17 protein-coding genes and 2 pseudogenes are annotated in these 22329 nt (G+C 70.3%); 14 read left to right on the top strand and 5 right to left on the bottom strand.

The window, feature by feature from the left end; genetic code table 11:
* Window positions 1–150 precede the first annotated feature (150 nt).
* A complete protein-coding gene (locus tag ACZ3H8_RS00335) occupies window positions 151–681 on the bottom strand; it encodes a TerD family protein (protein WP_467395736.1) in 531 nt (176 codons plus the stop codon).
* A gap of 246 nt (window positions 682–927) precedes the next feature.
* Between ACZ3H8_RS00335 and ACZ3H8_RS00340 the strand changes: the two genes are divergently transcribed.
* The 3 genes from ACZ3H8_RS00340 (at window position 928) to ACZ3H8_RS00350 (ending at window position 3341) form a co-directional block, all read left to right on the top strand.
* Window positions 928–1533 carry a YdbC family protein gene (locus ACZ3H8_RS00340; RefSeq protein WP_307660690.1) on the top strand — a complete coding sequence of 202 codons (606 nt, stop codon included), beginning with the start codon at window positions 928–930 and terminating at the stop codon, window positions 1531–1533.
* A gap of 227 nt (window positions 1534–1760) precedes the next feature.
* Window positions 1761–2420, top strand: a complete 660-nt coding sequence (locus ACZ3H8_RS00345) for a histidine phosphatase family protein (protein ID WP_467395738.1) — start codon at window positions 1761–1763, stop codon at window positions 2418–2420.
* A gap of 12 nt (window positions 2421–2432) precedes the next feature.
* Window positions 2433–3341 carry an ADP-ribosylglycohydrolase family protein gene (locus ACZ3H8_RS00350; RefSeq protein WP_467395740.1) on the top strand — a complete coding sequence of 303 codons (909 nt, stop codon included), beginning with the start codon at window positions 2433–2435 and terminating at the stop codon, window positions 3339–3341.
* Between the two features lie 192 nt (window positions 3342–3533).
* Here ACZ3H8_RS00350 and ACZ3H8_RS00355 read toward each other — a convergent pair.
* A pseudogene (locus ACZ3H8_RS00355) lies at window positions 3534–4211 on the bottom strand (MFS transporter); the annotation flags it as partial.
* Here ACZ3H8_RS00355 and ACZ3H8_RS00360 point away from each other — a divergent pair.
* The 3 genes and pseudogenes from ACZ3H8_RS00360 to ACZ3H8_RS00370 all read left to right on the top strand — a co-directional run.
* Window positions 4212–4319: pseudogene (locus tag ACZ3H8_RS00360) on the top strand (TetR family transcriptional regulator); the annotation flags it as partial.
* An 82-nt stretch (window positions 4320–4401) separates the two neighbouring features.
* A complete protein-coding gene (locus tag ACZ3H8_RS00365; RefSeq protein WP_467395742.1) occupies window positions 4402–5103 on the top strand; it encodes a ribonuclease HII in 702 nt (233 codons plus the stop codon).
* Window positions 5104–5185: 82 nt separating this feature from the next.
* Window positions 5186–5803 (top strand): hypothetical protein, encoded by a 618-nt coding sequence (locus ACZ3H8_RS00370; protein ID WP_467395744.1) that lies wholly within the window; start codon window positions 5186–5188, stop codon window positions 5801–5803.
* A 63-nt stretch (window positions 5804–5866) separates the two neighbouring features.
* On the opposite strand, the gene ACZ3H8_RS00375 is transcribed toward ACZ3H8_RS00370, so the two are convergent.
* Window positions 5867–6496: a hypothetical protein gene (locus tag ACZ3H8_RS00375; protein WP_467395746.1), complete on the bottom strand. Its 630-nt coding sequence runs from the start codon at window positions 6494–6496 to the stop codon at window positions 5867–5869.
* A gap of 228 nt (window positions 6497–6724) precedes the next feature.
* The gene (locus ACZ3H8_RS00380) at window positions 6725–8905 is read right to left on the bottom strand and encodes a RecQ family ATP-dependent DNA helicase (protein ID WP_467395748.1); all 2181 of its coding nucleotides are present in this window, start codon (window positions 8903–8905) and stop codon (window positions 6725–6727) included.
* Between the two features lie 110 nt (window positions 8906–9015).
* Here ACZ3H8_RS00380 and ACZ3H8_RS00385 point away from each other — a divergent pair, with 110 nt between their 5' ends.
* The 7 genes from ACZ3H8_RS00385 (at window position 9016) to ACZ3H8_RS00415 (ending at window position 19278) form a co-directional block, all read left to right on the top strand.
* On the top strand, window positions 9016–10326 hold the full coding sequence (locus ACZ3H8_RS00385; protein ID WP_467395750.1) for a DUF4192 domain-containing protein: 1311 nt from the start codon (window positions 9016–9018) through the stop codon (window positions 10324–10326).
* A gap of 229 nt (window positions 10327–10555) precedes the next feature.
* Window positions 10556–12475: an amylo-alpha-1,6-glucosidase gene (locus tag ACZ3H8_RS00390; RefSeq protein ID WP_467397861.1), complete on the top strand. Its 1920-nt coding sequence runs from the start codon at window positions 10556–10558 to the stop codon at window positions 12473–12475.
* A gap of 97 nt (window positions 12476–12572) precedes the next feature.
* On the top strand, window positions 12573–13337 hold the full coding sequence (locus tag ACZ3H8_RS00395) for an NUDIX hydrolase (RefSeq protein ID WP_307660680.1): 765 nt from the start codon (window positions 12573–12575) through the stop codon (window positions 13335–13337).
* A 213-nt stretch (window positions 13338–13550) separates the two neighbouring features.
* Window positions 13551–15353: an ATP-binding cassette domain-containing protein gene (locus tag ACZ3H8_RS00400; protein WP_467395752.1), complete on the top strand. Its 1803-nt coding sequence runs from the start codon at window positions 13551–13553 to the stop codon at window positions 15351–15353.
* A gap of 159 nt (window positions 15354–15512) precedes the next feature.
* Window positions 15513–16400: a FadR/GntR family transcriptional regulator gene (locus ACZ3H8_RS00405; protein ID WP_398990968.1), complete on the top strand. Its 888-nt coding sequence runs from the start codon at window positions 15513–15515 to the stop codon at window positions 16398–16400.
* Window positions 16401–16737: 337 nt separating this feature from the next.
* A complete protein-coding gene (locus tag ACZ3H8_RS00410; RefSeq protein ID WP_467395755.1) occupies window positions 16738–18294 on the top strand; it encodes an RNA polymerase sigma factor in 1557 nt (518 codons plus the stop codon).
* Window positions 18295–18462: 168 nt separating this feature from the next.
* Window positions 18463–19278: a serine protease gene (locus tag ACZ3H8_RS00415; protein ID WP_467395757.1), complete on the top strand. Its 816-nt coding sequence runs from the start codon at window positions 18463–18465 to the stop codon at window positions 19276–19278.
* 184 nt (window positions 19279–19462) lie between these two features.
* Here the strand turns inward: ACZ3H8_RS00415 and ACZ3H8_RS00420 are convergent, their stop codons facing one another.
* Complete coding sequence (locus tag ACZ3H8_RS00420; protein ID WP_307660675.1) at window positions 19463–19693, bottom strand: DUF7455 domain-containing protein; 231 nt, start codon at window positions 19691–19693, stop codon at window positions 19463–19465.
* Window positions 19694–20127: 434 nt separating this feature from the next.
* Between ACZ3H8_RS00420 and ACZ3H8_RS00425 the strand changes: the two genes are divergently transcribed.
* Window positions 20128–22245 carry a DNA gyrase/topoisomerase IV subunit B gene (locus tag ACZ3H8_RS00425; RefSeq protein WP_467395759.1) on the top strand — a complete coding sequence of 706 codons (2118 nt, stop codon included), beginning with the start codon at window positions 20128–20130 and terminating at the stop codon, window positions 22243–22245.
* Window positions 22246–22329 lie beyond the last annotated feature (84 nt).

Raw genomic sequence — 22329 nt, forward strand, 5'->3', positions numbered from 1 at the left:
GACTATGTGCGGGGGGGGGGCCTGGTGATTGTTGTGGGGGGGGGGCCCCCCCCCGGGGGGGGGCCGGGGCCCCGGGGGGGGGGGGGGGGGGGGGGGGGGGGGCCCCCCCCCCCTCTCTCGTGCTCTCGTGCGTATCGATGCAACGCGTGCTCAGTAAGTACTGTTGCCCATCAGCGCGATGAACGACTGCGGATCGGCGTCGAATCCGCGGACGGTCTCGCGGAACTCCCAGTCGCCTGCCTCGCCCTTGGTGAAGTCTCCGACGACCGCGCCCGTGGCTCCAGCCACGCCGGTGAAGTCGTTCTTCCCCAGCTCGGTGTGTCCTTCGAGAACCCGCACGAGGGGGTTCGCTATGTCGCCGAACACCTTTCGTCCGTCCCGCTGCTGGATGACCACCCCCACGACGACGCGCCCGTACGTGGCCGCCAGCCGGTCGAACTCCAGCGTCATGACCTCGTCGGAGCCGAAGCCCTGACCGGTCTTGCTGTCCCGGGTCAGGATGATGGTGCCGTCGGGCGACCGGCTGTCGAAGTGGACGACGTACGCCGGTTCTCCGGTCGGGGCGTCCGCCATGTACGTCGCGGCGACGATGTCGAGGTCATGGGGCGACTCGCCCAGAGGGCTCGGATCCCACTTGAGTGTCACCTCGGCCTTCCGGATCCCCTTGTTGAGACTGCTCACCGGATTCCCCTTCCCCGTAACTGCCGGGTGTTTTACGTCGGTTGACCATGTTGCCACGCTCACTCTTCCGCACCACGGGGTTCGTATCACCGGTTCGCACCGTCATTACGATCATTGGGCAGTCTGGGGCCGTTCGAGCCGTTGGTGTCCAGGATCGAACTGGACGCCGGGGATTCGACCGAGCTGGTACGAGTGCACTCTGCCGGAGCGTGACCGGGGCCACGTTCCGCGCCGTACGATGGCGCGGTGCTGGTCAAGTGGATTCGCTGCACCGTGGTGGACCGTCGTGGGTTCGAGCGGGGACAGCGGAAGTGGGCGGGGCTGCTGGGTGAGCCGGGATTCCGGGGCCAGGGCGGTGGGTGGAGTAAAGGGCGGCCTCATGTCGCCCATGTCTTCGCCTTCTGGGAGAGCCGGGCGTTCTACGACTCGTTCATGGCGCGCTCCCACGACCGGCTGGCATCCGGGCAGTCGGGGACGTACAAGGACATACAGGTCAAGCTGTTCGACTACCGCTTCGATGTGAAGACCGGGTTCGAGCCGAGGTTCACGGACGCCGATGTGGTGCGGGTCGCGCACTGCAGGGTGCGCGAGGACCGGGTCGAGCACTATTCGCTGATGCAGGAAAAGGTGTGGAACCCGGCGATGGCCGGGTCGCCCGGGATGGTGCGCGGGGTGTTCGGGGAGGCGCCGGGGAGCGAGTTCCTGGTGATGTCGATGTGGCAGTCGGCGGCCGAGCACGGGAAGTACCGCAGGGAGCGGGTGGAGAGGCTGCTGCTGCGCGCGCAGACCGAGGCAGATGTCGCGGCGCTGGCCGGTGATGTGGTGCAGCTCGAACCGTCCTGGACGGTCTGAAGCCACGGGCGCGCCCAGTGGAGGCGCAGCTGACCGTCGGCGCGGCGGGCGGTCCGACCGGCCACCGCTTGCTCGCCGGCGCCATGCCACCGGCCGGACCGCCACGCCGACGCACGGACCGCCTGCGCCGCCGACCGCCGACCGCTGGCGCCGTCTCCCCGCCCGGATACGCCGGATGGACTCGGCCCGGCTGCTCGGCCGAGCCCGGCCCGATCTACTGTCGTGCCATGGCACGACCGCGACGCATCGTCCTCGTCCGGCACGGCGAGTCGGAAGGAAACGCCGATGACACCGTGTACGAACGCGAGCCCGACCATGCGCTGCGGCTGACCAGCACCGGCTGGGCCCAGGCCGAGGAGACGGGCGTGCGGCTGCGTGATCTTTTCGGACGTGAGCGCGTCAGCGTCTACGTTTCGCCCTATCGCCGCACCCATGAGACCTTCCGCGCGTTCGGCCTCGATCCGGAGCTGGTGCGCGTCAGGGAGGAGCCGCGGCTGCGCGAGCAGGACTGGGGGAACTGGCAGGACAGGGACGACGTACGGCTGCAGAAGGCCTACCGGGACGCCTACGGCCACTTCTTCTACCGCTTCGCCCAGGGTGAGTCGGGAGCGGACGTGTACGACCGGGTCGGGGCGTTCCTGGAGAGCCTGTACCGCAGCTTTGAGGCGCCGGACCACCCGCCGAACGTACTCCTGGTGACGCACGGACTGACCATGCGGCTGTTCTGCATGCGCTGGTTCCACTGGTCGGTCGCGGAGTTCGAGTCGCTGTCCAACCCGGGCAACGCCGAGACCCGGATACTGCAGCTCGGCGAGGACGGCCGCTACACGCTTGACCGGCCGTTCGAGCGCTGGCGCACCCCCGAGCCGTATGGCGTCACCGGATAGAGTGGCAGGAAGATGACCGCTGACTCCTCTCGCGACCGGCGCTTCGAACGCGCCCTGGACAGCCTGCGCGGACTGTCCGTGGGAGACGCCCTGGGCTCCCAGTTCTTCGTTCCCTCGAACTATCCACTGCTGAAGCGGCGGCAGCTGCCGCCTGGCCCCTGGCAGTGGACCGACGACACCGAGATGGCCTGCTCGGTGCTGACTGTGCTCGCCGCCCACGGCCGGGTGGACCAGGACGCACTCGCCAGGTCCTTCGCCGAGCACCACGGCTTCGACCGAGGCTACGGCCCCGCCGTCAACCGGATGCTCCGGCTGGTCAGGGAAGGCGGCGACTGGCGCGAGCTGGCCGCCGAGCTCTTCAACGGCCAGGGCTCGTGGGGCAACGGCTCGGCAATGCGTATCGCGCCGCTCGGCGCCTGGTACGCCTTCGATCCGGAGCAGGCGACCCACCAGGCCGAGATCTCCTCGTACACCACGCACCAGCACCGTGAAGCGGTGGTCGGAGCCATGGCCGTGGCGGCCGCCGCCGCGATCGCCGCGAATCCGGCCGGGCCACCAGGGCCCGCGGAGCTGCTCGACGGTGTCGTAGCGCTCGTACCGCGCAGCGCGGTGGGGGCGGGTCTTCGCCGGGCGCGGGACATGCTCGACTACGACGACGCGGGAACCGTCGCCGCCGTTCTCGGCAGCGGTCGGCGCACGAGTGCGCATGACACCGTGCCGTTCGCGCTGTGGTCCGCGGCTCGCTCGCTCGGCGACTTCGAGCGCGCGTTCTGGACGACCGCGCAGGTCGGGGGCGATGTGGACACCACGTGTGCGATTGCCTGCGGCGTGGTCGCCGCGGGCAAGTCGGGGCAGCCCCCGGCGGCCTGGCTGGAGCAGACCGAAGCCCTCCCGGACTGGGTGCCGGAACAGGCCCGCTGAGCCGCTGCCTGCCTGCCGCTCGCCCTACCGGCACGTGCGCGTGCCGGGAGGGCGAGGTCCCGTGTCAGGCGTACGGCCGACTGAGCCGCCGGCTTCCGACTGCTGAGGTGGGGTACGGGCCGTGCCCCCATGCACGGCCCGTACCCCGGCTCCGGAAGGCGGCGCTTCACGCGTCGGCCCCAGGCGGCTGCCCTACCCGGCGTGGCCGCCCGCGCCCGCCGAGCCGCTGAGCGCCTCCAGGTCGCTCTTGCGCACCCGGATGACGAAGACCGCGGTCAGCACGGCGAGGCCGACCAGGCCCACCCCCGCCCAGAACGCCGTCGCGATGCCTTCGGCCAGCACTTGATGCCCCCACGGCGGCGGCAGCTCGTGCGTTTTGGCGAAGATCTCCTTCTGCGTGGGCGTCGAGTCCGCGAGGAACGACGGCAGTTGACGCTCGGCCTCGTCGCGGCTGGCGGTGCTGAAGACGGTCATCAGAATCGACAGTCCCAGGGAACCTCCGACCATCTGTGTGGCGTTGAGCAGGCTGGAGGCCGCACCCGATTCGTGTTGCGCGACGCCCGAGACCGCCGTGAGCGTCGCCGTCACGAAGACCAGACCCATGCCGAATCCGAAGAGCAGCATCGGCCCCAGCACCCCGCCCAGATACGAGCTGCCCGGGTCCAGCGCGGTCAGCCACGCCATGCCGCCCCCGGTGAGCACCGCGCCCGCGGCCAGGAACGGCTTGGGCCCGAGCACCGGCAGCAGCTTCGAGGAGATCCCGGCCGCGGCCACGATCATCACCGTGACCGGGAGGAACGCGAGACCGGAGGTGATGGGGCTGTAGCTCAGCACGTTCTGCACGAACAGGACGATGAAGAAGAACATGCCGACGCGATGTACTCCAGGTCCGGCTTTGCCCTGCGTTCAGTGCTTTACGAGTGCGACATCGCTACCGCCGAACGGTTCCACGGGGTGATCGTGCGCGGGGTCGTCGAGCACCGGTCGGCAGCCGACGCGGAGCCGGTGACGGGAACCGGGTGTCGCGGGCGGGGTCAGGCGGCGTAACCTTGCTGGCGCCATGCCGTACGAACCACCCACACACACAGTCGAGCGCTCGATCCGAGCCACCACCGGCGCCAAGATCATTGCTGGTGTCGACGAGGTCGGACGCGGGGCGTGGGCCGGTCCGGTCACTGTGTGCGCGGCGGTCACCGGCCTGCGCAGACCGCCCGAAGGGCTCACCGACTCCAAGCTCATCGCCCCCAAGCGCCGTACGGAACTGGCCGTGCTGCTGGAGAAGTGGGTCACGGCGCACGCCCTGGGACACGCCTCGCCCGAGGAGATCGACGAACTGGGGATGACCGCGGCGCTGCGGCTGGCCGCAGTCCGAGCGCTGGACGCGCTTCCGATTCGTCCGGACGCGATCATCCTCGACGGCAAGCACGACTACCTGGGATCCCCCTGGCAGGTCCGTACGGTCATCAAGGGGGACCAGTCCTGCGTCGCGGTCGCGGCCGCCTCGGTGATCGCCAAGGTGCACCGGGACGCGATGATGGCCGAACTGCGGGGGGAGTTCGCCGACTTCGGCTTCGACGACAACGCCGGCTACCCCTCGCCCGTGCACAAGGCGGCGCTCAGGGTGCTGGGGCCCACGCCCTACCACCGGCTCTCCTGGGCCTATCTCGACGCGCTGCCCCAGTGGCGGCACCTCAAGAAGGTCCGCATCTCCGCGGAGGCGGCCGCACTGGAAAGCGGGGGTCAGCTCGGCTTCGAATTCTGAACCCGTCCTCCCAGCAGGCCAGTCGCACTTATGTACCCACCCGCCGATGCCCTCTTCACCGGCATTTGATAGACATCCACCCATGCCTCTCATCCCCGAGGAGCCTCAGATTCACGAGAGTGCCCAGGGTCCCCGCGCCACGCCGGCCGCAGGCCGCACCGCGCCGACCCCCCGTCCCGTACCCGGTCCGCGTTCCGCGGCCTCGCCGCGTCCCGGACACCCGGGTCCTGGTCCCGCCAGGCCGGCGCCGCCGACACCGCGTACGCACCACTCTGCCGGGCAGCCGCAGGCATCCCGGCCGGGAAAGTCCTCAACGCCGCAGATCCAACTGATCCCCGCCCCGGCGGACGGCGCGCTCGACGCCGCCGGCGAGGCGGTCGACCTGCTGCTCGACTCGGGCCGTGCTCCGGGCGAGGTCCTGGTGCTCACCACCGGTGAACAGCACCCGTGGGCCGCGCACGAGCTGTCCTTCGGCGAGGCCGCCTACTGGGCCCAGCACGATGCCCAGGACGACGTCTTCTACGCGGACGCCGCGGCGGGCCGGGCCTCGGCCCGTCCCGTGGTGGTCGTCGCGGTCAACGGAGGCGCCGACGACGCAGCCGCCAGCGCACTGCCCGCGGCCCTGGCGAAGGCGACCGCGCTGCTGATCGTGTGCGGCGATCCCAAGCGGATCAACACCGTGCTCGGCAGGGGCGTCTGAGCCGTCGCCGTACGGCGATTACCGGACGGCTGCCCCTTCGTGGGCAGCCGGAAGGTGGCACCCTCAGCGGGCCGCCGTGCGCCGAAGTGCTTCGGCCGCGCCACTCGCGCTGCGCAGCGGCATCGGTTCGATGTCGGTCGTGATGTCGGCGAGGTCGCCCGGCAAGGAGGTGGAGTTGGGCCGTCGGCCACCTCGGCCTTCGCCCAGCACCTGCCATCCCCCGTGCGTCAGCGTGATGTACGCACCGCAGCGCAGCCCGTGCAGGGTGCATGCGTCCCGCAGTCCCCACATCCACGCTCCGTCCTCCTCCGTCCAGCGCTCGTCGCCCTCGCGGCAGTAGAGCAGCACGGCAGTGCGCACGGGCGTACGGCGGCGCAGGTCGTGCGGGATGACCCGGCGCAGATGAGCCAGCACTACGTTGCGGAACTCCCAGCCGTCGACAGGCGCGGATCGCCGGGGGAACGATGCGCTGGCAGCGAGCCGTTCCTCGTGGTCGAGCACGGCGACGACGGCGGTCGCCGGTGTCGGCTGGTGCCGGGTGTGCAATCCGCTGACCACCTCGCGGGGGTTGCGCAGCAGCGGTATACCGGCCGCCGCCCACTCGGCGGGCTCGAGCATCCTGGCGAGCCGGCTGGCGGAATTGGCCGACGTCGCGAGCGAAGTGGCTGCGGACGGAGCGAATCCGAAGGTCACGGTCCTCCCTTCGCATACGCGCCGACAGTGCGGGCAGGGTCGAGTGGGGGCGCACCGCGGCACGGCCCTTCCGGACCGCGAACGGGCCGCACGGGGAGCACTCCAATTCTTCCTGTCGCGTGAGCGTGGGGCAACGAGCAATTTGGCGGCACCGACGGGAATCGGCGGGTATGAGGCTCATATTCCTGCCTTATCCCTGCCCAGCTGCGCCGCCGACGACCCCTCATGTCACGTCTGAGCCGCGAGGACCAGCGGAAACACCCCCCTCGCACCAGACCTGCGCAGCAGCCTCGCCGCAACCGCGAGGGTCCAGCCACTGTCCGAAAGATCGTCCACCAGCAGGACAGGTCCACCGGCCGAGACCAGCTCCTCGGCCAACCGGGGCGGCACGATGAACGCCTCATGCAGGGCCCGCACCCGCTGCGCGCTGTTGGTGCGCGAGATTCGAGTGTCCATTGCCTCAGGTGCGTACTCCACGGTGCCCAGCAGCGGCATCCGGCCGACCTCAGCGATCCGGGCGCCGAGGGATCCGACCAGCTGGGGCCTGCTGCGCGAGGCGACAGTGACCACACCGACCGGCCGGGGCGGTGCGTCCGGCGCGCCGGACGCCCATCCGCCCGGACCCTTGGCCCAGTCGGCGAGCACGGTCACCACCGCCTTCACCACATCGTCCGGAACTGGACCGTCCGGAGCCTGTGCCGCGAGCATCGGGCGGAGCCTGTTGCCCCAGCCGATGTCGGACAGCCTGCCCAGCGCGCGGCCTGTGAAGGACTGCTCCCCTTCAGGGATTCGGCCCTTGAGAGCGACCCCCACCGCTGCCAGCCCGGTCGGCCACATCTTGCGGGGCTCCACCTCCACACCCGGCCTGCCCAGCTCCCCGCGCGCGGCATCCAGGGCCGCTCCGGAGACCTTGTCGCTGAACCGGGCTCCCGAGCAGTTGTCGCAGCGCCCGCAGGGAGCGGCTTCCTCATCGTCCAGCTGCCGCCGCAGAAACTCCATCCGGCAATTTGTCGACCGTGCGTAGTCGCGCATTGCCTGCTGCTCGGACTGCCGCTGCCGCGCGACCCACGCATACCGCTCGGTGTCGTACGACCAGGGCTGCCCCGTCGTGGTCCAGCCGCCCTTCACCCGGCGCACCGCACCGTCCACGTCCAGGACCTTGAGCATGGTTTCCAGCCGGGTACGCCGCAGCTCGACCAGCGGCTCCAGCGCGGGCAGGGAGAGCGGCCTGCCCGCCTGTGCCAGTACGTCGAGGGTGCGCCGCACCAGTTCCTCGGGCGGGAAGGCCACCGAGGTGAAGTACTGCCAGATCGCCTCGTCCTCCCGGCCCGGCAGCAACAGGACTTCCGCGTGTTTGACGCCACGGCCCGCGCGGCCCACCTGCTGGTAGTAGGCGATGGGGGACGAGGGCGAGCCCAGGTGCACGACGAATCCGAGATCGGGCTTGTCGAAGCCCATACCCAGCGCGGACGTGGCGACCAAGGCCTTGACGCGGTTGGCCAGCAGGTCTTCCTCGGCCTGTTGCCGGTCGGCGTTCTCCGTGCGGCCGGTGTACGAGGACACAGTGTGGCCGCACTGCCGGAGATACGCCGTCACCTCCTCGGCCGCAGCGACAGTCAGGGTGTAGATGATCCCTGAGCCGGGCAGCTCCCCGAGGTGATCGGCCAGCCAGGCCAGCCGGGTCGCGGCATCGGGGAGCTGAAGCACGCTCAGGCTGAGGCTCTCCCGATCCAGCGGGCCACGCAGTACTAGGGCGTCCGTGCCTGCTCCGGTGCCCAGCTGCTCAGCGACGTCCGCGGTCACCCGGGCATTGGCCGTCGCGGTGGTGGCGAGCACCGGGACTCCCGCCGGCAGCTCCGCCAGCATCGTGCGCAGCCGTCGGTAGTCCGGCCGGAAGTCATGGCCCCAGTCGGAGATGCAGTGAGCCTCGTCCACCACCAGCAGTCCGGTGGCGGCGGCCAGCTTGGGAAGCACTTGGTCACGGAAATCGGGGTTGTTGAGCCGCTCGGGACTGACCAGCAGCACATCCACCTCGCCCGCGGCCACCTCGGCCTGGACCGTGTCCCACTCCTCGGTGTTGGAGGAATTGATGGTCCGGGCACGGATGCCTGCCCGGGCCGCGGCCTCCACCTGGTTGCGCATGAGCGCGAGCAGGGGGGAGACGATCACGGTCGGGCCGCTGCCGCGCTCGCGCAGCAGCGAGGTCGCGACGAAATACACCGCGGATTTGCCCCAGCCGGTCCGCTGCACGACCAGCGCCCGGCGCTTCTCGGCGACCAGTGCCTCGATCGCCCGCCACTGGTCCTCGCGCAGCCGGGCGGTGCCCGTGGTGTCCGAGACGAGGCGGGCAAGTACGGAATCGGCCGAGGCCCTGAGGTCTGCGGAATCTGTGACGTCTGCGTTGGTCATGCCCCCATGCAACCCGATGCCGCCGACATTGCGCGAACGAGACCGCCAGCCTGTGGATAACGTTATCCACAGGGGTCGCGGAGCGGGGGCCGCCGCGAGACGGTCGTGCCATGAACAAGCACCACGAACCCACCGGTCCGGCCGACGAGCAGCAGATCACCCTGCGCGGCCCAGCCGAACTGGCCGACGCCCTCCCGTACATGATGGGCTTCCATCCGAACGATTCGATTGTGCTCGTCGCGCTGCACGGCGCCCGCGGCCGCTTCGGCGGGCGGCTGCGGCTCGGCATTCCGCGCTCACCGCGCGAATGGTCGCCCGTGGCCCATCAGCTCGCGGAGTGCCTGATCGAAGGCAGCGAGCGCCGCGGCTCCCGCCCCGACGGCATCGTAGTCTTCCTATGCCAGGACCCGGCTGAAGGCGAGACCAGCCACCGGGTCATGGAGCGGCTGCGCCCCCTCGCGCAACGGCTGAGGACCGCCTGCGGCACCTTCGACGTGCCCGTCTTTGAGGCGCTCTGCATCTCCGACGGCCGCTTCTGGTCCTACTGCTGCCCCGACTCGCGCTGCTGTCCGCCCGAAGGCGATGTCCTGGCTCTGCCCGGCACCTCGGTGATGGCCGCGGCCGCCGCATACGCCGGCATCCAAGTACACGGAACCCTGCGGCAGATGGAGGCGCGGCTCGAGCCGATGGCCACTGCGTCCGCCGCCGACCAGGAGAAGGCACTGGACGCCGCGGGCGCCGCGCTGGTGCCCAGGATCCTGGACGGAGAGGGGCGTCAACAGGTCGCCGCGGAGACCCTCGCGCTGGCCCGCCGACTGATGAAACGCATTGCGGAGACCCCTCGGTCGGGGGGCTGGGCCGAGACGGATGTCGCGGACGACAGGCTCCTCACTCATGACGAGGCCGCCGCCGTGGTCCTTGGTCTTCAGGACCGGGACACCCGGGACCGGGCCGCGGAATGGATGGAGGGACCGGACGCGGATCCCGCGCTGCGGCTCTGGCGGGCCCTGTCCCGCCGTTGCGTCGGCCCCTACTCCGAGCACGCCGCCGCACCGCTCACGCTCGCCGGCTGGGTCGCCTGGTCCACCGGCGACGAACCCGGCGCGAGAGTGGCTCTCGGACGTGCCCTGCGCGTCGACCCCGAGTATGTCTTCGCCCGCCTACTGCACCAGGCATGCAACGAGGGACTTGACCCGGAGGCTCTGCGCAGCTGTCTGCGCAAGGAGCACGGCTCAGGGGCGTCCGCCGCTGCCCGCGGGGCAGGCGGGCGCCCGCACCGCCCGCGTTCTCAGAAGGTCCGTCCGTCCGCAGGCAAGAAGGGCCTGTCGCCTGCCGGGACGCGTCCCGAAAAGTCGGTGTCGAGGAACCGCAGCAGGGGGAGCAGGCGCAGCGGGCAGCGTGGCACAAGGAGCGGGCGATGACGGCCGTGACCTGGGCGCCCGTGCCGCCGTTCACCGTTGTGGCGGAGTCGTACGACCCGTGCCGTCGTATTCGCAGCGGCTGTCCGGAGCGCACGGAAGGCACAGCAGAACCCCCATGGCCATCACCGCCCCTCGCCCGCCCCACCTGCCGCAGACGGGACAGAACTCCGGCTCCGGTCCAGCGCCGCCCGGAGCCGGACGGCCCGGTGATCTTCCGCCGGTGCACAACATGCTCATCTGCGTCGCCCTGCCGTGCCTGGCGATCTCCCCCGAGCACGGCCAGCTCACCGGGACGGGGCTCGAAGGCGTCTACCACTCGGGTCGACGGCTGCTCTCCCGATGCCAGTTGCGGGTCGCGGGGCGCGAACCGGTCGCGGTGCAGGGCCGATTGGTCTCCGCCCACCGGGCCAGATTCATCGCGGTGGTGCGCACCCCCGCCGACACCGGACCCGATCCGAAGGTCGGGGTGGAGCGCTCGCGCGACGCCGACGGCACGGAACGAATCACGCTGCGCAGCTCGGCGGAGAGACCCCTCAGGCTCCCGGTGGAGATCACGCTCGGTACCGACCTCGCGGGCCTGGGCGCGGTCGCGGCCGGACGGCCCGGCCCCGAACTGCGCGCCAGCGTCCATGACTCGGGCATGCGCTGGTCCGCCGGTCAGGGCGCCCATGTCGTGGTCACCGCGGATCCGCCCCCGCAGGACGCTCTGGCCTCCGCGGGAATGCTGCGCTGGGAGGTGGAACTCGCACCCGGGGCCTCCCGCACCATCGAGCTGCATGTCCGCTCCGACCGCCCGGCCCGGTCGTCCGGCCGGACATGCAGTCATACCCTGCCCGAGGCGCGAGCAGAGGGGGACGACCCCAGGCTGCAGGCACTGCTCAGGGCCGGCCTGGGCGACCTCAGGGCGCTGCTGCTGCGGGACCCCGGGGGATCCGCCGATGTGTATCTGGCCGCCGGGGTGCCCTGGCGTTGCGGGCCGGCACCCGCCGAAGCGCTATGGGCCGCACGCATGGCGCTCCCGCTCTCCACCCGGCTTGCCTCGGCCACCCTGCGTACGTTCGCCCGCACCCAGCTTCTGGGTCAGGGACCGGACTTCGGGCGCATCCCTGGCCCGATGAGGGATGCGGGCCCGCATCTGCCGTCGAGTTGCACGGGCATCGAAGCGACCCTCGCGTTCCCCGTGGTCCTTGCCGAGGCGTGGCGCTGGGGACTGCCCGAGCAGGAGCTGGCGGAGCTGCTGCCGGCGGCGGAGCGCTGTTTGCACTGGCTGCGGCAGGCCGCGGGCGACTACGGAATCCTGTCCGAGCCAGGGCCGTCCGGAGTCCAGCGCGCCGAGACCCAGGCCCATGCCCATCGTGCCGCACTGCTGGGCGCCGACCTGCTGGAGGCCTACGGCCGTCCAGGAGCCGACGCCTGGCGCGAGTGGGCGAGCGAACTGCGCCACCGCTTCCGGGAGGACTTCTGGATGGACGACAGAGCGGGCGGCCGTCCCGCGGCGGGGCGGCTGCCCGACGGCCGGCCGGTGCCTCACCTGGGCGGTGGTGCCGCGCACCTTCTCGACACCGGACTGCTCGGCGGCGGTCGGTACGCCCCCGGGCTGCTGAACAGGGTGCAGACCGGGCAGCTGGCCAGACTCCTCGGCGGCCCCGCACTGGACTCCGGCTGGGGCCTGCGCAGCCTGGGGGCCAAGGAGCCGGGGCACAACCCGTTCGGCCACCGCGCCGGAGCCGTCCGGGTACACGACACGGTCGTCGCCGTCGCGGGGCTGGCCGCCGCCCGGTACGAGCAGGAGGCGGTGTCACTGCTGCGTGGGGTCCTCGACGCAGCCGAGGCCTTCGGGTACCGGCTGCCCGAGATGTACGCCGGGGAGCAGCGCACGGCGGACGGCGTGCCGGTGCCGCACCCGGCCGCCTGTCGCCCGTCGGCCCTGGCCGCGGCCGCCGGGGTTCAGCTTCTGACGACCCTCGTCGGCATCCGCCCCGACGCTCCTGGCCGTACGGTCGCGCTGCACCCGGTGCGCTGCGCTCCCCTCGGTGCCGTACAGATCTCCGGGCTGTGGGTCGCGGGAGAGCCGTTCGCTGTACGCGTCAGTAGGCTCGGTCTGGGGATGGTGGAGGAGGCCGCCGACGGCCTTCAGTTGGGGGTGTGAGTGGGGTGGGTGGGCGGGCGGGGGAGCGGGTGAAGAAACAGTTGCGGCAGGTGGCGAAGGGAGTGTTTATCGTCAGGCAGACGACTATGATCACGGCATGTCGCCCTACGACCCGTCGGCCTTTCCGCCCTTTGCTGTCACCGTCGACCTGGTCGTGCTCACCGTGCGTCGTCATGCGCTCTGCGCGCTGGTGGTACGCCGCGGAGAGCCGCCGTTCCAGGGCCGGTGGGCGCTGCCCGGTGGCTTCGTCAGGGGTGACGAGGATCTGGCGGCGGCAGCAGCGCGCGAGCTCGCCGAGGAGACCGGGCTGTGCGCGCACGATCCGGCCTCCCCGGCACCGGGAAACGGCGCGCATCTCGAGCAGTTGGCCACGTACGGCGATCCCAAACGGGACCCCCGTATGCGAGTTGTCAGCGTCGCCCATCTGGTGCTTGCGCCCGACCTCCCCGCGCCACGAGCGGGCGGTGACGCGAACAGCGCGCGGTGGGCCCCTGTCGAGGATCTCCTGGGCCAGGAGAACGGGTTCGGCCGCGAAGGCGAGCAGCCCGCCCCGCTCGCCTTCGACCATGCGCGGATCCTGGCGGACGGCGTCGAAAGGGCCCGCTCCAAGATCGAGTACTCCTCCCTGGCTACGGCGTTCTGCCCACCGGAGTTCACGGTCGGCGAGCTGCGACGTGTGTACGAGGCCGTGTGGGGCGTCGCGCTCGACCCCCGCAACTTCCACCGCAAGGTCACCGGCACCCCTGGGTTCCTGGTGCCTGCGGGCGGCACGACCACCCGCCAGGGCGGCCGACCCGCGCAGCTGTTCCGGGCAGGCGGGGCGACCTTGTTGAACCCGCCGATGCTGCGCCCGGAAGTCTGACCGAAGCCGTCCCGAGCCCGGTCGAAGCTCGGCCGCGCCGTCGGCCGGAGCCCCGTAGAAACACGCCCCCGCGTCCGGACAGGACTCCCGGCCGACGTCGGTGAGGGGCTGACACCCGGGCCCTGGCCGTTGCGCGAAAAGTCAGAAATGTCGCGTTATCTTGCTGGGTACCCGCCCTGCCGCCGAGCGGTCTCACCTTCCGCGAGAGAAGCGATGCTCCAGGCCATCGGACTGACCAGCACCCCCCGCCGAGACCTCCCGCCCGCCGTCGACGACCTCACCTTTGAGGCCAGGCCAGGCAGTGTCACGGCGCTTGTCGGAGCCGACGGCTCCGGCAAGACGACGGCGCTGCGGCTGATGCTCGAACTCGAGTCGGGCCGGGGCATCACCTACTTCCGCGGCAACCCCCTCCACCGCATCGCCCACCCAGCCCGCGAGGTGGGGGTGCTCCTCGGCGACGTGCCCGGCCATCCGGCACGGACCGCCCGGGGCCAGCTCCGTATGCTCTGCGCCGCCGCCGGCGTGCCTGCCTCACGCGCCGACGAGCTGCTCGAAGTCGTCGGTCTCACCAGCCTCGGCGGCCGACCTCTCGGCACGCTCTCGCTCGGCATGGACCGCAGGCTCGGGCTCGCCTCCGCACTGCTGGGTGACCCACAGACGCTCATCCTCGACGAGCCCGCGAAGGGTCTCTCGCCCCGCGAGAACAGCTGGCTGTACGGACTGCTGCGCACCCACGCCGCCGGCGGCGGCACCGTCCTCTGCACCACCAACGACCCCAAGGAGGCCGCGCGTCTCGCCGACCGAGTCATCACCCTCGACGCGGGCCGCCTCGTCGCCGACCAGGACGCAGCCGCCTTCTCCCGCACCAGGCTCCGCCCCCGCGTGGCAGTCGGTACCCCGCATGCCGCACGCCTTGCCGCAGTTGTCACCCGCGAGGCGCGTGCCGCCCGGCGCTCGGTCGAGGTTGTCGCCGAGGGTGGCAGCCTGCTCTCCGTCTACGGCAGCAGTTGCGCCGAGATCGGCGAAACCGCCTTCCGGCACGGCGTACTCGTCCACCGGCTCACCGACGAGGTGGGTGACACGGGCCCCGCGCTGTCCGCCTCCGCCTCGGCGCCCGCGCCGGCCGCCGCCCCCGACGCCGAGAAGCCCCCCGCCCCGCCCGCCCCCCGAGCCACGCAACACCCAGACCCCCATCCACCCCCACCCCCAGCCCCACCCCCGGTCCGGTTCCAGCCGCGTCCCGTACGCAGCCCCCTCTGGCCCTTGCGGTACGAACTACGCCGCCTCCTTGGAGTCCGTACCGCCCTCCTCGTCGCGACAGCCGTGCTCGTCGCCTCCGCCGCCCTGTGCGTCCTGCTGGCCAGTGCCGGCTCCACCCCCCTCCCGACCGCGCTTGCCGCCTGGCCCGAGTTCCTTCCGCTGCCGCCCGCGGCCTTCGGCGCCGGACTGCTCGGGGCGCTCTCCTTCGGCGAGGAGTTCCGCTACCCCGCGCTCGCCGCCGCCCGCGGCACCGTGCCCCGCCGCCTCGGCCTCCTGCTGGCCAAGCTCGCGGTGACCGCCGTTGCCGCGCTGTTGCTCGCGTTCCTCACCGTGGCGGCCGACGTCCAGGCCCTCCGCCTCGTGTACGGAAGCGATTTGGCCCAAGTCCCGCGGAACTGGCCCGACCTGGCCGCCAGTTGGGGAGGGCTCGCGGTGGGCTGTGCCTGGGCGGGGCTGCTCGCCGCCGGAATCTGCCGGGTCACGGCCGCCGGAGTGGCCGCCGTACTCGCCGTGCCGGTCGTCATCGCCCCGCTCGTGCAGACGGCGCTCGCCGCTCCGCCAGTCCGTTCGATCGCCGGACTCCCGGGCAGGCTGCGCGAGCTGGCCTGGGCGCAGCTGCCGTGGCAGACGGACCACTGGCTGACGGCCGGGGGGAGCCTCCTCGCTCAACCTGTCGGCGCGGCACTGGCGTTGTCGTTGTCGGCTCTGATCTGCGCGTATCTGTTCACTGGCCTTCGTCGTAGGGCCCGTTGGTGATCATGATCGACCGGGTCTCGGCGAACCGCTCACAACTCCCTTGAGTACGCCCGCTTCCTTCCGATAAGGCGTCAATTGCGGGGCTGGCGCCGATCACCCTTTCGTGTGCTTTTCACCAAAGACCTCAAGGGCCGCTGAACCCAAGCCGACAAAGGATGCGTGAGTACCCTTGCGCACACCATGATGACCGCCGCCCGCCCCGCCGAGTCCGGCCTCGCCGGCCCGGGCGAACTCGACCGATACCCCTACGCGGAGTCGCCCGGCGCCGACCGCGTCGGCCCTCCCTCCTGGGACGGCTCCGAAGCCGAGTTGGGCCGGGTCGGCCGCCGTGCAGCAGGCAGCCGCGGCCGCGGACTGCACGGCCAACTCGTCCAGCAGCTTGGCCAGATGATCGTCTCCGGAGACCTCGGAGCCGACCGCCCGCTCGTCCCAGAGGAGATCGGCCAGCGCTTCGAGGTCTCCCGCACCGTCGTCCGGGAGTCGCTGCGCGTCCTCGAGGCCAAGGGCCTGGTCAGCGCCCGCCCCAATGTCGGCACCCGGGTCCGTCCGGTCAGCGACTGGAATCTGCTGGACCCCGACATCATCGAGTGGCGCGCCTTCGGTCCGCAGCGTGACGACCAGCGCCGCGAGCTGAACGAGCTGCGCTGGACCATCGAGCCGCTCGCCGCCCGCCTCGCTGCAGGTCACGGCCGTGAGGACGTCCAGCAGCGGCTCGCCGACATGGTCGAGATCATGAGCCATGCGCTCGCTCAGGGTGACGGGATTACCTTCTCGCGGGCCGACGCGGAGTTCCACTCCCTGCTGATCCAGCTCGCGGGCAACCGCATGCTGGAGCACCTCTCCGGCATCGTCTCCGCGGCCCTCCAGGTGTCCGGCGGCCCGGTCACCGGCTGTGACCGCCCGACCGAGGTCTCTCTGACTCACCACGCGCGGATCGTCGACACCCTCGCCGCCGGCGACTCGCACGCCGCGGAGTCGGCCATGCGTCAACTGCTCACCGTCCACCCGGAGGTGGAGCGAGTCGTGCCCGCGCCGCGCGAGCACTGACCGCGGGGCACGGTCAGGAGTATGGAGGCGTACGCATCGCGTGTCGCCGGATTCCACGGGGGTCCGGCGGCACGATTGTGTGGTGATCGCCCCCTCTGGTCGTTTCGTCGTAAATGAGGTGTGACTCGGGCCACGTGGATTGGGCGTAACACTCCTCGAAACAGTGCGATGACCTAAGAGGTGACAGCCGAGGAGGGAATACAGCCGCCAGTGAGCGCGCTGTTCAAATCTGAGGCTCAGCCCGCGCCACCGGCACATCCGCAGCCTGGTGGTCGTCGGCTCCGGCCCGATCATGGGCGGGGCCGGAAGCCGTTTCCATCGTTCCGAGAGGTTGTTCGTGTCGGCCAGCACATCCCGTACGCTCCCGCCGGAGATCGCCGAGTCCGAGTCTGTGATGGCGCTCATCGAGCGGGGAAAGGCTGATGGGCAGATCGCCGGCGATGACGTGCGTCGGGCCTTCGAGGCTGACCAGATTCCGCCAACCCAGTGGAAGAATGTTCTGCGCAGCCTCAACCAGATCCTCGAGGAAGAGGGTGTGACGCTGATGGTCAGTGCCGCGGAGTCGCCGAAGCGCGCCCGCAAGAGCGTCGCAGCGAAGAGCCCGGCAAAGCGCACCGCCACCAAGACTGTCGCGGCCAAGACCGCCACGGCGAAGACCGTCGCGGCCACAGCGGCGTCGACGGCCGAGACCGTCGACGTCCCGGCCGACGAGGTCGAGGCAAGCGCGCCTGCCAAGAAGGCCGCCGCCAAGAAGACGGCAGCCAAGAAGACGGCGGCGAAGAAGACCGCCGCCAAGAAGACCGTGGCCAAGAAGACCACGGGCAAGAAGGACGCCGACGAGGCCACCGAGGGCGAAGAGCTGCTCGACGAGGTCCAGCCCGGTGGCAAGGGCGAGGAAGAAGAGGCCGAGGGCGAGAGCAAGGGCTTCGTTCTCTCCGATGACGACGAGGACGACGCGCCTGCGCAGCAGGTCGCCGTCGCCGGCGCCACCGCCGACCCGGTCAAGGACTACCTCAAGCAGATCGGCAAGGTCCCCCTCCTCAACGCAGAGCAGGAGGTGGAGCTCGCCAAGCGCATTGAGGCGGGTCTGTTCGCCGAGGACAAGCTGGCGAACTCCGACAAGCTCGCGCCGAAGCTCAAGCGCGAACTGGAGATCATCGCCGAGGACGGCCGCCGCGCGAAGAACCACCTGCTGGAGGCCAACCTCCGCCTGGTCGTCTCGCTGGCCAAGCGGTATACGGGCCGCGGCATGCTCTTCCTGGACCTGATCCAGGAGGGCAACCTCGGTCTGATCCGCGCGGTCGAGAAGTTCGACTACACCAAGGGCTACAAGTTCTCCACGTACGCCACCTGGTGGATCCGTCAGGCGATCACCCGCGCCATGGCCGACCAGGCCCGCACCATCCGTATCCCGGTGCACATGGTCGAGGTCATCAACAAGCTCGCGCGCGTGCAGCGCCAGATGCTCCAGGACCTGGGCCGTGAGCCCACCCCGGAGGAGCTGGCCAAGGAGCTCGACATGACCCCGGAGAAGGTCATCGAGGTCCAGAAGTACGGCCGTGAGCCGATCTCGCTGCACACCCCCCTCGGTGAGGACGGCGACAGCGAGTTCGGTGACCTGATCGAGGACTCCGAGGCGGTCGTCCCGGCCGACGCGGTCAGCTTCACACTGCTGCAGGAGCAGCTGCACTCGGTGCTCGACACCCTGTCCGAGCGTGAGGCGGGCGTGGTCTCCATGCGCTTCGGTCTCACCGACGGCCAGCCGAAGACCTTGGACGAGATCGGCAAGGTCTACGGCGTGACGCGTGAGCGCATCCGGCAGATCGAGTCCAAGACCATGTCGAAGTTGCGTCACCCGTCGCGTTCGCAGGTTCTGCGCGACTACCTCGACTAGGTCGCGGTCGTACGTCGACGAAGGGCCCGCATCCCGTCAGGGGAGTGGGCCCTTCGCCGTGCGCCCTGCGCGTGTACCGCGTGTGCGCATCGTGTGTGCCCGGGTGCGGGCCGTGGTCTGCTGGCTGACTCTGAGTGGACTCGTTTCACGCTGAGTCAGGAGGCCCTTATGCGTCGTTCCCTCGCCCGAGCCCTGACCGGGGCGCTGGCCCTGATCACCGCGGCGGCATTGGCGCCGTTGACATCGCCCGTGCCGGCCGCCGCCGACGGAGTGGTGGTGGGCGGTTATCCGGCACGTGTCGCCGACAGCCCATGGGTCGTTGCGCTGGCCAGCCGTGACCGGTTCGGGGGTACGCGCGCCGGTCAGTTCTGCGGAGGTGTCGTGGTGGCGCCGACGAAGGTGCTGACCGCCGCCCACTGTCTGAGCCGGACCGTCCTCGGCAAGGAGGTGAGCGAGATCCGCGACCTGCGCGTTCTCTCAGGTCGCTCGGAACTGGTCGGCGCAGGAGGCCAGGAAATCGCGGTCAGCGGCACCCAGGTCGCGCCGAAGTACGACCCGACGACGAACAACGTGGACGTGGCGATGCTGACGCTGGCCAAGGCGCTGCCCTCCTCCCAGGTGATCGGTCTGGCACGTCCCGGAGACCCGGCGTACCAGCCGGGGACGAGCGCCACCGTCTACGGCTGGGGCGACACGAAAGGGGATGGCAGCTATGCGTCCACCCTCCACGCCGCGCAGGTGACGATCCTGTCGGACCAGACCTGCGGACAGGCCTATCCCGGCGGCCTGAGCGGGCGCTACGTCGCGTCCACGATGCTCTGCGCAGGAGACGCCAGGGGCGGCCGGGACGCCTGTCAGGGGGACAGTGGAGGGCCGCTGGTGGCCGGCGGGAAGCTCATCGGTCTCGTCTCGTGGGGCAGCGGCTGCGGGCAGGCGGGCAGCCCGGGGGTGTATACGCGGATCTCCGCCGTGGTCCGGTGGTGAACCGAGGCCTGAGACCTGACGCCGGCGCCTGAGGCCTGAGGCAGGACGCCTGAGGCAAGACCTCCTGAGCGACCGCCGCCGCGGTCACGGTATGAGAGCGGGCGGCCGCCCCTGGTATTCAGGGGTGGCCGCCCGTCGGCCGGTCCTGGAGACCGGCCCGTGGCTCGTCGTGGGATGCGAGGTGTCAGTGTTCCTCTTCACCGACAGCGGCCGGCACGGCCGTGAGTCGGTCGGTCTCATCCTGTATTTCCGCGGCGATCTTCTTGAGTTCCGGCTCGAACTTACGTCCGTGGTGGGCGCAGAAGAGCAGTTCACCGCCGCTGGTCAGGACGACACGCAGGTACGCCTGGGCGCCGCAGCGGTCGCAGCGATCAGCGGCCGTCAGGGGGCTCGCGGGGGTCAGAACAGTAGTCACGTCGCCTCTTCTCTAGCTCGACGAGCTGTCGTACCAGGGTCAACATCCAACCAGCCCGAAAACGTTCCCGCTCGGGGCTTTTCCTCGAAACTTCTTCTCAAGGTGGCTGTCTGCTGCCGGTTGGCGGCGAATGAGCCGTATTGCTTCGCTCTACGGATTTCGCGTTTGCTTGTCTCGTTTGGCCCTCCCGGCTGGGTTGCCGGTTGTTCATGAGGACGTGCCCGGAGCCTAAATGGTTCATGCCTGGAAGGGAACGTGATGTGCACGTCACTCCATCGAGGTATCGAACATGTATGCGAGGCTGGACTAGCATGAGAATTCGGGAGGGTGGCGTTACATCGGCTCTACCAGGCCTCGGTACCCTCTGACCGGCGACCGACGCCGGGCCTATACCCCACTGGGCCACATCTGAAATTCAGCGAGGAGCGAACCGCGTGACCGCCGAAACGTCCGTGCCGTCCACAGCGGTGCTGACCGCAGACCGTGACGGTTCCAACTACACCGCGCGGCACCTGCTCGTACTCGAGGGGCTCGAGGCGGTCCGCAAGCGCCCCGGAATGTACATCGGGTCCACCGACAGCCGCGGTCTGATGCACTGCCTCTGGGAGATCATCGACAACTCCGTCGATGAGGCCCTCGGGGGCCATTGTGACCACATCGAGGTGATCCTGCACGAAGACGGATCCGTCGAGGTCAAGGACAACGGCCGGGGCATCCCTGTCGACATCGAGCCCAAGACCGGCCTCTCCGGCGTCGAGGTCGTGATGACCAAGCTGCACGCCGGCGGCAAGTTCGGCGGCGGTTCGTACGCCGCGTCCGGCGGTCTGCACGGCGTGGGCGCCTCCGTCGTCAACGCCCTCTCCGCCCGCCTCGACGTCGAGGTGGACCGCGGCAGCGCGACGCATCTCATCAGCTTCCGGCGCGGGGTCCCCGGTATCTTCACCGAGTCGGGCCCGGACGCCCCCTTCGACCCGGCGAACGGGCTGCTCAAGGGCAAGCGCGTACCCAAGACCCGTACCGGCACGCGCGTGCGGTACTGGGCTGACCGGCAGATCTTCCTCAAGGACGCCAAGCTCTCTCTGGAGCATCTCCACCAGCGGGCCCGCCAGACCGCCTTCCTGGTGCCCGGCCTGACCATCGTGGTGCGCGACGAGCGGGACCTGGAGGGCGAGGGCAAGAGCGAGGAGATCTTCCGCTTCGACGGCGGCATCAGCGAGTTCTGCGAATACCTCGCCCAGGACAAGGCCGTCTGCGACGTGCTGCGGCTGACCGGGCAGGGCACTTTCAAGGAGACCGTCCCGGTCCTCGACGACCGCGGCCATATGACCCCCACCGAGGTCACCAGGGAGCTCGGCGTCGACATCGCCCTGCGCTGGGGCACGGGATACGACACCACCGTCAAGTCCTTCGTGAACATCATCGCCACCCCCAAGGGCGGCACCCATGTGACCGGCTTCGAGCGCTCCCTCACCAAGACGGTGAACGAGGTGCTGCGCTCCGCCAAGGTGCTGCGCGTCGCCGAGGACGACATCGTCAAGGACGATGCCCTGGAGGGCCTCACCGCGGTGATCACGGTCCGGCTGGCGGAGCCGCAGTTCGAGGGCCAGACCAAGGAGGTGCTGGGCACCTCTGCGGCCAACAGGATCGTGGCCAATGTCGTCGCCAAGGAGCTCAAGGCGTTTTTGACCTCCACCAAGCGGGACGCCAAGGCGCAGGCCCGCGCGGTGCTGGAGAAGGCCGTGGCCGCCGCCCGTACGCGTATCGCGGCCCGCCAGCACAAGGAGGCGCAGCGCAGGAAGACAGCCCTCGAGTCCTCCTCGCTGCCCGCCAAGCTCGCCGACTGCCGTAGCGACGACGTGGAGCGCAGTGAGCTCTTCATCGTCGAGGGGGACTCGGCGCTCGGCACCGCCAAACTCGCCCGGAACAGCGAGTTCCAGGCGCTGCTGCCGATCCGCGGAAAGATCCTCAACGTACAGAAGTCGTCCGTCTCGGACATGCTCAAGAACGCCGAGTGCGGCGCGATCATCCAGGTCATAGGAGCGGGGTCGGGCCGGACCTTCGACATCGACGCGGCGCGTTACGGCAAGATCGTCCTGCTGGTCGATGCCGATGTCGACGGCGCCCACATCCGCTGTCTGCTGCTCACGCTCTTCCAGCGCTATATGCGGCCGATGGTGGAGGCGGGCCGGGTCTTCGCCGCCGTGCCGCCACTGCACCGGGTCGAACTTGTCCAGCCCAAGAAGGGCCAGGACAAGTACGTGTACACGTACTCCGACAACGAGCTGCGCCAGACGCTGCTGGAGTTCCAGCGCAAGGGGGTCCGCTTCAAGGACTCCATCCAGCGCTACAAGGGCCTCGGTGAGATGGACGCCGATCAGCTCGCGGAGACCACAATGGACCCGCGCCACCGCACCCTGCGCCGGATCAACATCGGTGACCTGGACTCCTCCGAGCAGGTCTTCGACCTGCTCATGGGCAATGAGGTCGCGCCCCGTAAGGAGTTCATCACCAGCTCTGCCGCGACGCTGGACCGCTCACGGATCGACGCCTGACGACGGCCCCGCCCACCCAGGGGTGGAGCCGTCGGCTCCACCCCTGATCCGATCCCGGGCCGGGGTCCCGCTCCGTAGCATCGA

The sequence above is a fragment of the Streptomyces sp. NPDC002868 genome (genome assembly GCF_055563295.1).

What these genes read in the sequence shown, in the direction of transcription:
- ACZ3H8_RS00385 (WP_467395750.1), top strand. Translation starts at nt 9,016, where the DNA reads ATGAACAAGCACCACGAACCCACCGGTCCGGCCGACGAGCAGCAGATC.
- ACZ3H8_RS00380 (WP_467395748.1), bottom strand. Translation starts at nt 8,905, where the DNA reads ATGACCAACGCAGACGTCACAGATTCCGCAGACCTCAGGGCCTCGGCC.
- ACZ3H8_RS00400 (WP_467395752.1), top strand. Translation starts at nt 13,551, where the DNA reads ATGCTCCAGGCCATCGGACTGACCAGCACCCCCCGCCGAGACCTCCCG.
- ACZ3H8_RS00390 (WP_467397861.1), top strand. Translation starts at nt 10,556, where the DNA reads ATGCTCATCTGCGTCGCCCTGCCGTGCCTGGCGATCTCCCCCGAGCAC.
- ACZ3H8_RS00370 (WP_467395744.1), top strand. Translation starts at nt 5,186, where the DNA reads ATGCCTCTCATCCCCGAGGAGCCTCAGATTCACGAGAGTGCCCAGGGT.
- ACZ3H8_RS00395 (WP_307660680.1), top strand. Translation starts at nt 12,573, where the DNA reads ATGTCGCCCTACGACCCGTCGGCCTTTCCGCCCTTTGCTGTCACCGTC.
- ACZ3H8_RS00365 (WP_467395742.1), top strand. Translation starts at nt 4,402, where the DNA reads ATGCCGTACGAACCACCCACACACACAGTCGAGCGCTCGATCCGAGCC.
- ACZ3H8_RS00345 (WP_467395738.1), top strand. Translation starts at nt 1,761, where the DNA reads ATGGCACGACCGCGACGCATCGTCCTCGTCCGGCACGGCGAGTCGGAA.
- ACZ3H8_RS00350 (WP_467395740.1), top strand. Translation starts at nt 2,433, where the DNA reads ATGACCGCTGACTCCTCTCGCGACCGGCGCTTCGAACGCGCCCTGGAC.
- ACZ3H8_RS00415 (WP_467395757.1), top strand. Translation starts at nt 18,463, where the DNA reads ATGCGTCGTTCCCTCGCCCGAGCCCTGACCGGGGCGCTGGCCCTGATC.